The sequence below is a fragment of the Ureibacillus sp. FSL K6-3587 genome, from assembly GCF_038593165.1.
In the GTDB taxonomy this organism is placed as follows: Bacteria; Bacillota; Bacilli; order Bacillales_A; family Planococcaceae; genus Ureibacillus; species Ureibacillus suwonensis.
Map to the genome: position 1 here is coordinate 680,767 of NZ_CP151969.1, position 13,123 is coordinate 693,889.

Annotated in this window: 11 protein-coding genes, 1 pseudogene, 1 riboswitch and 1 other annotated feature; of the genes and pseudogenes, 8 read left to right on the forward strand and 4 right to left on the reverse strand. The window is 42.1% G+C overall.

The window, feature by feature from the left end:
* The first annotated feature begins 65 nt into the window (after positions 1–65).
* The 7 genes and pseudogenes from thiD to ilvA all read left to right on the forward strand — a co-directional run bounded on the left by thiD (position 66) and on the right by ilvA (position 7,766).
* Positions 66–899, forward strand: coding sequence for a bifunctional hydroxymethylpyrimidine kinase/phosphomethylpyrimidine kinase (gene thiD / locus NSS77_RS03320; RefSeq protein WP_342470379.1), 834 nt, complete (start codon positions 66–68; stop codon positions 897–899).
* Positions 900–1,105: 206 nt separating this feature from the next.
* On the forward strand, positions 1,106–1,453 hold the full coding sequence (locus NSS77_RS03325; protein WP_342470380.1) for a YojF family protein: 348 nt from the start codon (positions 1,106–1,108) through the stop codon (positions 1,451–1,453).
* A gap of 14 nt (positions 1,454–1,467) precedes the next feature.
* The gene (gene bshB2, locus NSS77_RS03330; RefSeq protein WP_342470381.1) at positions 1,468–2,148 is read left to right on the forward strand and encodes a bacillithiol biosynthesis deacetylase BshB2; all 681 of its coding nucleotides are present in this window, start codon (positions 1,468–1,470) and stop codon (positions 2,146–2,148) included.
* Positions 2,149–2,817: 669 nt separating this feature from the next.
* Positions 2,818–3,093 carry a DUF485 domain-containing protein gene (locus NSS77_RS03335; protein ID WP_342471183.1) on the forward strand — a complete coding sequence of 92 codons (276 nt, stop codon included), beginning with the start codon at positions 2,818–2,820 and terminating at the stop codon, positions 3,091–3,093.
* A pseudogene (locus NSS77_RS03340) lies at positions 3,093–4,643 on the forward strand (cation acetate symporter). The gene NSS77_RS03335 and the pseudogene NSS77_RS03340 overlap by 1 nt, the downstream one beginning before the upstream one ends.
* A gap of 216 nt (positions 4,644–4,859) precedes the next feature.
* A complete protein-coding gene (locus tag NSS77_RS03345; RefSeq protein ID WP_342470382.1) occupies positions 4,860–6,212 on the forward strand; it encodes a YjiH family protein in 1,353 nt (450 codons plus the stop codon).
* Positions 6,213–6,506: 294 nt separating this feature from the next.
* The gene (ilvA, locus tag NSS77_RS03350) at positions 6,507–7,766 is read left to right on the forward strand and encodes a threonine ammonia-lyase IlvA (protein WP_342470384.1); all 1,260 of its coding nucleotides are present in this window, start codon (positions 6,507–6,509) and stop codon (positions 7,764–7,766) included.
* A 549-nt stretch (positions 7,767–8,315) separates the two neighbouring features.
* Here the strand turns inward: ilvA and NSS77_RS03355 are convergent.
* The 4 genes from NSS77_RS03355 to NSS77_RS03370 form a co-directional block, all read right to left on the reverse strand.
* Positions 8,316–8,453, reverse strand: coding sequence for a hypothetical protein (locus NSS77_RS03355; RefSeq protein WP_340709696.1), 138 nt, complete (start codon positions 8,451–8,453; stop codon positions 8,316–8,318).
* A 470-nt stretch (positions 8,454–8,923) separates the two neighbouring features.
* A complete protein-coding gene (locus tag NSS77_RS03360; protein WP_342470385.1) occupies positions 8,924–9,718 on the reverse strand; it encodes an ABC transporter ATP-binding protein in 795 nt (264 codons plus the stop codon).
* Positions 9,719–9,749: 31 nt separating this feature from the next.
* A complete protein-coding gene (locus tag NSS77_RS03365) occupies positions 9,750–10,739 on the reverse strand; it encodes an ABC transporter permease (protein ID WP_342470386.1) in 990 nt (329 codons plus the stop codon).
* Positions 10,740–10,772: 33 nt separating this feature from the next.
* Positions 10,773–11,792 (reverse strand): ABC transporter substrate-binding protein, encoded by a 1,020-nt coding sequence (locus tag NSS77_RS03370; protein ID WP_342470387.1) that lies wholly within the window; start codon positions 11,790–11,792, stop codon positions 10,773–10,775.
* 361 nt (positions 11,793–12,153) lie between these two features.
* Positions 12,154–12,197, forward strand: a riboswitch (PreQ1 riboswitch).
* Positions 12,198–12,204: 7 nt separating this feature from the next.
* On the opposite strand from NSS77_RS03370, the gene NSS77_RS03375 reads away from it, so the two are divergent.
* The gene (locus NSS77_RS03375; RefSeq protein ID WP_342470388.1) at positions 12,205–12,693 is read left to right on the forward strand and encodes a QueT transporter family protein; all 489 of its coding nucleotides are present in this window, start codon (positions 12,205–12,207) and stop codon (positions 12,691–12,693) included.
* 194 nt (positions 12,694–12,887) lie between these two features.
* Positions 12,888–13,118, forward strand: a binding site (T-box leader).
* Positions 13,119–13,123: the final 5 nt, after the last annotated feature.

The window sequence follows — 13,123 nt, forward strand, 5'->3', positions numbered from 1 at the left end:
ATTTTTATAAAGTCAGGAGATGGATATAATAAAAATTGCAGAGAATGAAGCAGGAGATGAGGAAATTGTCATTGAAAAAAACGTTAACGATCGCCGGGTCTGACGCATCAGGCGGTGCAGGAACCCACGCCGATTTAAAAACTTTCCAGGAATACGGCACTTACGGTATGCAGGCTTTAACATGCATCGCCACAATGGATCCGGACCAAGGCTGGAAACATAGCGTTTATACCATACCGATAGACGTGTTAAAAGACCAATTAAAAACTGCGATTTCCACGGGCATTGATGCCTTGAAAACCGGAATGCTTCCAAATGAGGAAGTGATCCAGGTTGCCGCAGAAGGGATTCAGGCATCCGGAACAAACAATGTAGTCATCGATCCGGTCATGGTCTGCAAAGGCGAAGATGAAGTTTTGAATCCGGGCAATGTGGACGCAATGATTCGGTATCTTCTCCCCCTCGCTTTGGTAACCACGCCAAATCTTTTTGAGGCGGGACAATTGGCCGGTATGAAAACGCCAAAAACCATTGATGAAATGAAAACGGCCGCGGAAAAAATCCATGCATTGGGCGCAAAAAATGTGGTAATCAAAGGCGGCCGCTCCCTCGGTACAGAAAAAGCGCTCGATTTATTCTTTGATGGAAACAAGTTTTATGCATTGGAAACAGATCCGATAGCCACAAGTTATAATCATGGCGCAGGCTGCACCTTTGCGGCAAGCATTACTGCCAATTTGGCAAACGGTTTATCTGTAAAAGATGCGGTTGTCGCTTCCAAAGCGTTCGTTTCTGCAGCCATCCAACACGGCTGGAAATTGAATCAATACGTTGGACCGGTCATGCACGGGGCAAAAAACGTATACGGCGCTCCAACGGTGACCATCCAGGAAATCTGACCGCTCATATTGCTAAGCTCATCGCTCCCTTTCACTAGAGAATTTTCATGAAAAATAGCATGAGATGCAGGAATCACCCGTACAATGAAACTGTATGGGTGTTTCTTTTTATTCGCCCGATTCTAATTCATGTTGCTTTTTCTTTTCATAATGTGGAATTTTTTACTATACTATTGACATAGTCTTTCGGGAAAGGGGAATGTGAAGTGAAAGAAGTAGATGTGCAAGAGCTTCAAAAGATCATTGATTCTTTTGCAAACAAAGACGTCTATATACACCTGGAAACAACCAACGGCTCATATGCCACCCATTACAATGAACAATTTTTCAACGCGAGCGCATTCATCCGCAATGCGAAAATCCGATATGAGCATGGTAAAGTCATCGATGACAATCCCCACCGAATTGGATTGAAATTGGAAAATGGATGGGTTTATGCGCAAGGGATCACCCATTATGAATTAGATGAACAAGGACGGTTATTAATGGCCGGTTTAAATCAGGAAGGAAAATTGGCCATCGCACTGGAAATCAGTGAAACGCCATTTGCTTAAAGGAGGGATCAAACATGACTTTAAAACCTCAACGCCATATTTTAATGGTCTTTCCGCACCCGGATGATGAATCTTTCTCATCGGCCGGTCTTATCCGACTACACCGAAATATGGGAGTTCCGGTTACATATGCCTGCTTAACGTTGGGAGAAATGGGACGCAATCTGGGGAATCCTCCCTTCGCCACCCGTGAATCGTTGCCGGAAATTCGCCGCAAAGAGCTGAAAAAAGCCTGTGAAGCAATGGGCATTGAAGATTTACGGATGATGGGTTTCCGCGATAAAACTGTGGAATTTGAAGACGATGAAAAAATGGTGAAGCTCGTTCAAGAATTAATTGAGGAACTGAATCCTTCTCTCATCATCACATTCTTGCCGAATTACAGCGTTCATCCGGATCATGAAGCGACTGGCCGGGCCGTTGTCGAAGCGGTGCGCCGCATGCCGAAGAGTGAGCGTCCGGTTGTTTACGGCGTGGCCTTTGCAAACAACACCGTTGCCGAAATTGGAGAACCCGATGTCGTCATTGATGTTTCAAGCGTCAAAGAGGATAAATTGAAAGCGTTGCAAGCCCATGCTTCCCAAACGGCATGGATGATCGAAGAGAACCAAAAACGAGTGGATGAAGGCCAGCCGTTAAGTGATAGCTGGTTCCATTACGAAAAGTTTTATACGGTTACATTTGACGAAGAGTAAACGGAACTGTTTGGTAGTACAAACCGCTGACAAGGTTTGTGCTACTTTTTTTGTACAAAAATAATAAAAATCTCACTGTAAATTTCATTTTTTTCAGACACTTGATAGCTCGCAACAGTTAATAATTTCCTACAAAATCGAGGTTAAATTCTCTGTCAAGAGAAATTTTTTTAATTTTTCGAGTTATCAAATTTTTATCATACCGAAATTGTTGTATAACAGAAATTTGAATTATGTTATATTTTTCACAAATTATTATACCGACCTGCCCAAAAAGTACATTTCTGCATCTTGTTTATTTTTATCTTTTTATACAAATAAATCGTCGAATATTCTTTGAGTAAAACTTTCCCTCCCCCCTCCTTGCCGAAAAATTTAAAGAAAAATTATTGATAACTCAAAGATAGTTAATTGATATGGAATATTTTGAGAGTTGAATGTCACAAAATTTTAGTATTGAATTATAAGATTCTGTCTCCTAGAATAGTATCATGCGAAAGGGATGGAGCAGAAATAATTCGCTTTAAACAGAATAATTTTTCGCAAGGGGGGGAATTTGATATGGTGAATGTATCAACAGTAAAAAAACCGAATTTAACAAAAGAGAAAAAGGAAGTATCGGTAAAAAAGGCTAAAGATGTTTCCATAAATTACGACAAAATCAATCATATGGATTCTTTCAACAAGTTTGTAAGAAAGAAAAACGCCTTTTTATTCGGTACAACTGGGATATTTTTGTTCCTCTACATCTTATTGCCAATTTTAGCGTTCACACCTGTATTACAACAGAAGTGGATTGGCAACATTACTGGTGTTTGGGTTTATTCTGCCGGCCTTTTCGTCATGACAGCGGTGCTTTGCGCTTTATATACAAAAATGGCACCAAAATTCGATCAAATCGCTGCTGATGTTTTACGCGAATATGAACAAGGTGGTGCAGAGTAATGAATTTAGTGACAGTAATATTCTTCTTGGGAATTGTAGGTTTGACATTGGTCGTAACGTATGTTGCCGCCAAACGCACATCTTCGGCCAGTGATTTCTATACAGCCGGCGGCGGATTAAAAGGTTGACAAAACGGGCTAGCCATTGCCGGTGACTATTTATCGGCAGCTGCGTTTTTAGGGGTATCCGGTGCGATTGCGCTAACCGGATTCGATGGATTCTTCTTCTCTGTCGGGTATGTTGTAGCAAACTTGGTGCTTCTTTACATTATTGCTGAACCAATGCGCAATCTGGGACGTTACACATTGGCGGACATGTTGACTGCCCGTTTCACGGAAAAGCGCATCCGCGGCATCGCAGCGACTTCCACGATTACAATCGTTATCCTTTATATGATTGCCCAACTTGTTGGTGCAGGGGCTCTCATTAAATTATTGTTCGGCATTGATTATTGGTTGGCCGTGATTATCGTCGGCGTCATGATGACAACATACGTATTGTTTGGCGGAATGACTGCCACTTCCTGGGTGCAAATTATCAAAGCCTGCCTGTTATTGTTCGGTACAACAATATTGGCATTCTTAGTATTCTGGAAATTTGATTTTAGTTTAATGAAAATGTTTGACACCATCTCCACTCAACACGGGGATCAATTCTTAGTTCCGGGAATCAAATATACTTCCATGATCGATTCTGTATCGATGATGATGGCGTTGGTATTGGGAACATCCGGCCTGCCGCATATTTTAATGAGATTCTTTACGGTAAAAGATGCGAAAACGGCCCGCACGTCCATTTCTTGGACAACTTGGATTACGGCCATTTTCTTCTCATTGACAATTTTCTTGGGATTCGGTGCAATGCACTTTGTCGGTATTGACGTGATCAAGGCGGAAAACGCCGCCGGAAATACGGCAGCTCCACTATTGGCGGAATATTTGGGCGGCAACATTCTATTATCATTCGTTGCAGCCGTTGCATTCGCCACAATTTTGGCGGTAGTGTCCGGGTTGGTATTGACTGGCGCTTCTGCAATTTCCCATGATATTTATGGAGAAATTATCAAAGACGGAAAATTGACTGAGAAACAACAAGTATTGGCAGCCCGTATCGGTTCCATTTCAATTGCCGTGATTTCAATCATTTTGGCGCTGTTTGCCCAAAGCTTAAACGTTTCATTCCTTGTGTCATTTGCTTTCTGCATTGGCGCATCAGCCAACTTGCCGGTGATTTTATATACAATCTACTGGAAAAGATTCAAATCAAACGGGGTTATTGCTGCAATGGCAACAGGTTTGATTTCCTGCTTGGTATTGGGGGCATTGGGACCAAACGTATGGAGCCCAGTGGAAGGCGCGGCAATTTTTGTCGGCGATCCATTAGTTCCTCTTTCAGTTCCAGCCATCATTACTATTCCTTTAGGCTTTATCGCTGGATATTTGGGTACTGTACTCACTTCAAATAAAGCGGAAGACGCCGAAAAAATCTACAATGAAATCCGCGTTAAAGCGAATACCGGCGTTGCAGTATCCGAAGTATCACATCATTAATATTAAATAGTAGATTTTCATACTAAACACACCATTTTTTCACAAGAAATGGTGTGTTTTTTTGCATTGATTCACATTTTTCAATCGTGTTGCAGAAAAACTGTGCAAAAAGTATAAAATTTCGGAATATAATTTCTTTTTCTCAATATATAGACAATCGTATAAATAGCATTTATAGTGTATAAATATGCAATCCAAATTAAATGAGGGGTACTTATGACAAAAAAATTCAATCCATATATATGGTTTCTTTTTATATGTCTTTCAATATTGGGAATCTGTTTATTTATTATTCCGGTGGGCACGCCGGATGGACTTAAAGTTCCTGTTGCAATTTTTGCCAACGGACTTTCGGCTAAAGTCGTTTCTTTTATCCACTGGTTTGCATATGTAGTGTTTATCATTGCAGCCGTTGGATCGATTGTGATGCACTTTGTACCGCAATCAGGGAAAGTGACGATTTTTGATGCGTTATTCCGCACCCGTTTGTTTTGGACGATCATGCGGGTTTTGGCGGTGATTTTTGCGACATTGTATTTGTTCCAAACCGGGCCGGAAGCGTTCACAAGCGAAAATACAGCCGGTTTGTTATTGAATCCGGATGGCGGCTTGGTGACGATGATGTTTTCGTTATTCCTGTTTGCCGGGTTGTTGCTGCCCCTTTTAACGGATTTCGGATTATTGGAATTTTTCGGCTCCATGATGGTGAAAATCATGCGCCCGATTTTCAAAATACCTGGACGGGCAGCCATCGACTGTTTGGCATCATGGGTCGGCGACGGAACCATCGGGGTCCTTCTAACTAACAGACAATATGAGGAAGGAAACTATACAGCACGGGAAGCGGCGGCCATTGCGACAACGTTCTCGGTCGTTTCCATCACCTTCTGCTTTGTGATTGTCGAGACGGCGGGGCTCAGCCAATATTTCTTGCAGTTTTACGGGACAGTCATTTTGGTTGGGCTGATTTTGGCGGTGATTATGCCGAGAATTTATCCTTTGAGAAATAAACCGGATACGTATTTCGACGGTTCTTCCCCCGAAGCTCACCGTGAACATATTCCAAAAGGTTTTAATGTGTTTTCTTTCGGTCTGCAGAATGCATTGGAAAAAGCCGAAAGCAATAAAAATTTATTAAAGGTCATTGGCTCCGGCTTTAAAAATGTGCTGGAAATGTGGTTTGCGATTACGCCCGTCATCATGTCATTCGGTACGATTGCCTTGATTCTCGCGGAATATACAAGCTTCTTTAAAGTGTTGGGAATGCCGTTTGAACCGATCTTACAGTTGTTCCAAATTCCTTTTGCAGATGATGCGGCCCAAACGATGATCATCGGCTTTGCGGACATGCTGCTTCCATCAATCCTCGGAGCAGGAATCGAGTCGGAATTGACACGCTTCTTCATTGCAACGGTCTCCGTCACTCAATTGATTTACATGTCTGAAGTCGGCGGTTTGATTTTAGGCACAAAACTTCCGTTAAAATTATGGGATTTGTTCGTCATCTTTTTAATCCGCACAATCATTTCGATTCCGATTGTCGCCCTTATTGCCCATCTCATTTTTTGACACGGTTAGCACCATTTCCCTTTGTGAAAATGGTGTTTTTTTATTGTTTATACCATGTAAACGCTTTAACGATTTAAACAAATAAATTTTTTCTTTTTTTTATTGAGATTTCCTTGATTTTTTTGAAAGCTGTCTTTAGACTATTCTGTATATTATTTATATCTAAAAAGTTTTTTCTGAAAATTCGCATACATAATCGGTAGTATTTTGTGACAGTGTTAATAAATTTCATAAAATATCGAATCTTATGTTAAAATATATTAATGCTGAATGCTCATGGAGGTTTAAAATAAAATGGAAGTTGCTGATAAAAGTTTTACAGTGGAGAACATTTTAAAAGCACAACATCAGTTGAAAGATGTCGTCACTCACACACCATTGCAAAAGAATGAATATTTGTCTGAAAAATATGGCGCCAATATTTATTTAAAACGCGAAGATTTGCAATCAGTGCGCTCCTTCAAACTGCGGGGTGCCTATTATAAAATAAAAAAAATCGAAAATGAAGCACGCGCACGGGGCGTCGTTTGCGCCAGTGCGGGCAATCATGCCCAAGGTGTCGCCTATTCCTGCTCCCATTTAAAAATTAAAGGGACTATTTTTATGCCGCTCACCACACCAAAGCAAAAAATCGATCAGGTGCGCATGTTCGGCCGCGATTATGTGGAAATTGTGCTTGCCGGCGATACATTTGACGATTCCGCCAATGCGGCAATGGATTACTGCTTGGAACATGAGATGATCTTCATCCATCCATTTGACGATTATGATATTATCGCAGGACAAGGGACGGTCGGCGTGGAAATTTTAAATGATATCGATGAGCCCCTTGATTTTGTGTTTGGCGGAATCGGCGGCGGCGGACTCATGAGCGGAGTGGCTGCCTATATTAAAAACATTTCGCCAAATACGAAAGTGATCGGCGTGGAACCGGAAGGCGCTCCAAGTATGAAAGCCGCCTTTGAAAACGGAGGCCCAACCACTTTGGAAAAAATCGATAAATTCTGCGACGGTACAGCTGTTCAATGTGTCGGGCAAAAAACCTATGAAATTTGCCGCAAATATTTGGACGATATTATTACAGTGCCAGAAGGAAAAGTAAGTACAACTATCCTGGATTTATATAATAAACACGCCATCATTGCAGAACCATCCGGTGCATTGCCGGTGGCCGCCCTTGATCTCTATGCGGATCATTTGAAAGGAAAAACGGCCGTCGCCATCATCACCGGCGGTAACAACGATATCAGCCGCATGCAGGAAATCAAAGAAAAGTCCTTATTATATGAAGGATTGTTGCATTACTTCATCGTCAACTTCCCTCAACGGGCGGGAGCGTTGCGTCAATTCTTGACTGTGGTTCTTGGTCCGAATGACGATATCACCCGTTTTGAATATACAAAGAAAAACAACAAAGAAGAGGGACCTGCATTAGTCGGAATCGAAATAAGCAAACCGGAAGATTATGAAGGCTTGATCGACCGCATGCGCGTCAATGGTTTTGAATTTAAAGAAGTGAATAAAGACAGCACACTATTTGGATTGTTGATTTGATCATGGCAAAACCCGGGCGAAAAAGAGTTCGGGTTTTTTAGGAGAAGATATTTTTATCTTTAGATTTTGTGACAATATCACCTGATTTTGAGAACATATTCCCCATTTTTGTGACAATATCGACAGGAGATTTCTATCGGAATGATTGTTTCCACTCCTAAATGTTTTAGAGATGATATAAACTCCCCCTCTCTTTTCCCCTTGCTGCTGAAGAGGGAGTTTTCTTCATAAGCTGTTCTTGATGGAATGTTGAAAAAACGGCCAAATTCTGCATCCGTAATCCAAGGTTTAATTAATAATGCATCATCATGCAAAGACTCGATTATCACCCCTTTGTCCTTATAATTGCATTTCGGGGAAAATCTTCATAATCCCCCTCCCTTTCCCGCAACCGCAAAAAGTGCTCCAAAAATGATTTTTGGACTCCAAAAAACCTTGAAAATCAGCACTTCCTCAATCCTTTCAAAAAATCGAGTAGGAGGGAGTGATTAGCTCCCGTCCTCTCACACCACCGTACGTACGGTTCCGTATACGGCGGTTCAATTAAGATCATTGACGCAAGTTTTCATAACTTCCGTGAATAGCTTGTCTTCTTATGCCAGTGGTCACTCCACCCTCCAAGAGGTCTCCCACGGGATTCACCGCTTCCTTCCTCAAGTGAGGTACTACGTTTTCTGTGTTCATCATGACTCACTGAATGCCAAGGGCTATTCTCTCTTCATTGTTCGGTCCTTCTTAGTAGTTCTAAACCAACTAATACTATGACCTCTGCTGACTTCTGACGGTTCAGCTACTGATCACTAAGTAGGTTATGAAGAGTATTTCACCTATCCGCCAGACCTCCCCGGGTAAGAATGTAATCTTTCCTTCCATCTATCTGCTTCATTTACTCTGTACCACCTTTGGCAGAAAGGACTTTGTTTTGTTTAGCAAACTCATCCAATGATACCTAGCCTTATATGAAGTTCGTGTTCCTCAGACCGGAAGTTTGCCGCTCGCTTCCTTCAGATTCCGCGTCACCACGGACACCCTTGCGTTAAGCTAACTGTTACTTCTGCCTTCACAGTTCGGGACTTACACCCTATAGATTACACCCATGCCAGGCGCACTAAAAAACCAACCCTTGTTCCCAAGAGTTGGTTTCTAAACTGATCCAATCACCCCAACAATGTTCGGTCAGTGGTCATTTTTTCACCACGGATTCGTTCGAATTCCGCCATTAAGTCAGGGATTGTCAAGTTTGGTTTTTGCTCTTCATCCACTTCCAAGATAATTTGCCCTTTATCCATCATAATCAATCGGTTCCCCAAATCGATGGCCTGTTGCATGTTGTGGGTTACCATCAACGTTGTCAAATGATTTTCTTCCACCAATTGCTTTGTCAAATTTGTAATCAATTCCGCCCGGGAAGGGTCAAGGGCTGCCGTGTGTTCATCAAGCAATAAGATGGACGGTTTCGTAAAAGTTGCCATCAACAAGGACAAGGCTTGTCTTTCCCCGCCGGACAATAAACCGACCTTTGCATTTAACCGGTTTTCCAAATTCAAATGCAATTTTTCAAGAGCCGTGCGGAAGAAATCACGACGCTCCCGGTTCACCCCTAAACGCAACGTGCGTTTGGCATTTCGTGCATAAGCGATGGCAAGATTCTCTTCAATCGTCATCGTTGGCGCCGTCCCTGCCATCGGATCTTGGAAGACGCGTCCAATAAAATGGGAACGCTTATATTCGGGCAAACCCGTTACATCCTTTCCATCAATCCATACTTTTCCGACGTCCGGTGTCAACACTCCGGAAATCATGTTCATCATCGTCGATTTTCCGGCACCGTTACTTCCGATGACCGTTACGAAATCTCCCGGTTTTAAATGGAGATTGATATTTTTCAATGCCACTTTTTCATCCGGAGTTCCTTCGTTAAAGATTTTTGTAATGCCTTCCAGTTTAAGCAAATTGTTCGCCCCCCTTTCTCCGTTGTTGATGTCATATTTTTGCCTGGAGCCGTTTCGCTTTCCGCTTCTTATCTTTTTGCTTTTCGATCATTTGCGGAACAATCAATGCCAAGATAACGATAATCGCCGTAATCAACTTCATATCACTTGCATCGAGGAATTGGATCCGCAACGCGAGCGCCAGCACAATACGATAAATAATAGCCCCGATCACGACGGCAAACGTTGTGCGCATGATGGATTTCGTTCCAAAAATCGCTTCCCCAATAATGACAGAGGCAAGGCCCACTGTAATCATCCCAATACCCATTGTGGCATCGGAGTATTTGGAATATTGGGCAATTAGCGCACCGGCCAATGCGACAAGCGCGTTGGAAAGCCCAACCCCCAAAATGATCAAATGATCCGTATTTGCCGAAAAGCTGCGAATCATCCGTTTGTTATCCCCTGTCGCACGAATGGCAAGTCCCACTTCTGTTTTCAAGAACCAGTCGACTACCAACTTCAGTGCGGCTGTCAGGATGATCATGATAAAAAGGATTCCCCAAGTTTTCGGAAGTGTGCTTACTCCTAAACCCGAAAGGAGATTATTTAATGTCGAATCAATCCCTAATGGTTCCCAGAATTTTAAAAACTGCGTGAAGATGGTTTCACTGTTCAGGAGGGGAACGTTCGGAAGGCTCGTTGCATTTTCATTTGAGAGACCCATGATTCGCAGGTTTACGGAATAGAGGCCAATCATCATAATGATACCGGCAAGGAGCGGATTAATGTTCCCTTTTGTATGTAATAAACCAGTGATGCATCCTGCTATAAATCCTACAACAATTGCAGCGAGCGTAGCCAAAATGGGATGATACCCCAGCACGATCATCGTCGCAGCCGTGGCCGCACCCGTTACAAAACTACCATCTACCGTTAAGTCCGGAAAATCTAACACTCGGAATGTTAGATACACTCCGAGTGCCATAATCGCGTAGATGATTCCTTGCTCAACTGAACCGAACATTGCTGCAAACATATTGAATCATCTCTCCTAACATGTCGAAATTCATTATTTTTCTGTTTCTACAAGCTCTGCTTTCCACTCTTCTTTCACTTCAAGGCCAAGTTTTTCAACAGCATCTTTATTCATTACCAATTTCAATGTCGCTGGATATTCTGCAGGAATATCTGCCGGTGTCGCTTCACCTTTCAAGATTTTCACAGCCATTTCGCCAGCTTGGTAACCGATATCGTAGTATTCAAAGCCAAATGCCAACAATCCGCCGCGTCTTACAGAGTCAAATTCTCCGACAACAAGCGGCAATTTGTTGCTGTCTGCTACTTGAATTACAGATTCAAGAGCGGATACCACTGTGTTGTCTGTGATGATATAGAAGGCATCCACTTTGCCAATCAAAGATTCCGCTGCCTGCTTGATTTCTGAACTTTGTGCCACTGTTGCGGATTCAACTTTCATTCCCAATGATTCCGCAATTTCTTTCACTTGGTTCACTTGTGCCACGGAGTTTTGTTCACCGGCGTTGTAAACCATACCCACTTTTTCAACGCCCAATTCATTTTTCATGAATTCCACCGTTGTTTTGATTGCATCTGGATGCAAGTCGATTGTACCAGTCACGTTAGCGCCAGGAGATTCGATGGAATCGATCAATTGAGCTGCAACCGGATCTGTTACGGACGTAAACACGATTGGAATATCGGATGTTACGTTTTTCGCAGCTTGTGCAGATGGAGTGGAGTTCGCAAAAATCAAATCTACTCCCGCATTTGCTAGATTTTGTGCAATTTGTGTATTCAAACTGTTATCGTTTTGCGCAATTTGATAATCATATTCAACTTTTAGTCCCGCATCTTTCAACGCATCCTGGAATCCTTGGTATGCCGCGTTCAAAGATGGGTGTTCAACGATTTGTGTAACACCAATCTTGTAAGTTTTTGTTTCTTCCGTCGCTTCTTTATCTTTGCTGTCACCCGAGTCAGATGTATTGTCATTACCGCCGCCGCAAGCAGCTAGAAGCAATAATAAACCAAACAATAAAAATGATAGTTTTTTCATACTACTTTTCATCAAATTCCCCCCGATATTCTTTAAAATTTCTGACTATTTCTAACATAAATTTTCGCTTTATTCGAATAAAGCGAAGTTTAACGTTATATTACATTTTCATAAAAGAACAGTCAATAACATTAGGAATGTTCTGAATTCAAAAATATTCATTTTATTCTTTCAATAATAACAATTTAACGCTTTAAACCAGTAAATTACGTGGGTTTTCCAGAGAAAATGTTATATAAAAATAATGAATATTTTGTGAAATAACCGTAAAATTTTTTTATGATAAAAAGCACCTATATATAAGGTAAATCATTCCAACACTCAATTTGCTTCTTTCTCCCGAATGTAATATAATATTTTTTTGTGTGTTCAACACACCGTGGTTCGCGAAATCCCACGATAAAAAACTAAGGAGTGAAAAATAATGAAACCAAAATTCATGGCAGTAACCGCGATTATTGCCGCACTTTATATTGCCGTAACCTATACGCTGTCTTTTTTGAGCTTCGGCGATATCCAATTTCGCATAGCCGAAATCTTCAACCATTTGATCGCTTTCAACCCCCGCTATATGTTAGGGGTTGTTTTGGGGGTGTTCATCTCAAATCTGTTTTCACCCCTTGGCTGGTTTGATTTGGTGTTCGGGGTGGCCCACTCCGTTATTTGTTTGACGATTTTGATCATCGTGGGCAAATTTGTGAAAAACGTCGTTGTCCGCATGTTGATCAACTCATTTGTCTTCACCTTCATGATGTGGATCATCGCCTTGGAATTGAAATTGGCGTTGGAGTTACCGTTCTGGCTTTCATGGCTGACTACAGCCGTCGGGGAGGCAGTTGTATTGTTAATTGGCATACCAATCATGAAATTGCTGGACAAACGATTGGATTTCAAACATCTGATCGATAAGTGATATCAACCCGGGGTGCAGGGAAATGCCCCGGGTTTTGTGTTTCTTTTTCATGAAATTGCGTGAATATTATTGACATTCATACAATTTCTGAATAAAATAGTCATCAATTAAATTGTTCGTGGCGGAGAAAGGCTGTGGAAGCACAGCACCGCAACGAGTTGAGTTGAGCCTGAGTTTAGTAGAGAATAGCCGAGCCAAAATTGATGAGTAAGGAAAAGTAACGAACTGTGCATCGCTTAAGAGAGCCAGTGGACGGTGAAAACTGGCGCATGCCATTCGTGAATGGGCCTTACGAGAGCAACTGCGCAAGTGGTTGACGTCTTTCCCTCGTTATCGGGAAGTGCCCCACACAGCTGGGCACACTGAGGTGGAAGTAGTCGTTACTTCAACAGAGGTGGCAACGCGGCAGCACGGTCGTCCTCTGCAAATG

Coding starts and splice junctions, on each gene's coding strand:
- NSS77_RS03345 (WP_342470382.1), top strand. CDS start 4,860: ATGACAAAAAAATTCAATCCATATATATGGTTTCTTTTTATATGTCTT.
- NSS77_RS03370 (WP_342470387.1), bottom strand. CDS start 11,792: ATGAAAAGTAGTATGAAAAAACTATCATTTTTATTGTTTGGTTTATTA.
- NSS77_RS03375 (WP_342470388.1), top strand. CDS start 12,205: ATGAAACCAAAATTCATGGCAGTAACCGCGATTATTGCCGCACTTTAT.
- ilvA (WP_342470384.1), top strand. CDS start 6,507: ATGGAAGTTGCTGATAAAAGTTTTACAGTGGAGAACATTTTAAAAGCA.
- bshB2 (WP_342470381.1), top strand. CDS start 1,468: ATGACTTTAAAACCTCAACGCCATATTTTAATGGTCTTTCCGCACCCG.
- NSS77_RS03365 (WP_342470386.1), bottom strand. CDS start 10,739: ATGTTTGCAGCAATGTTCGGTTCAGTTGAGCAAGGAATCATCTACGCG.
- NSS77_RS03335 (WP_342471183.1), top strand. CDS start 2,818: ATGGATTCTTTCAACAAGTTTGTAAGAAAGAAAAACGCCTTTTTATTC.
- NSS77_RS03355 (WP_340709696.1), bottom strand. CDS start 8,453: ATGATGAACACAGAAAACGTAGTACCTCACTTGAGGAAGGAAGCGGTG.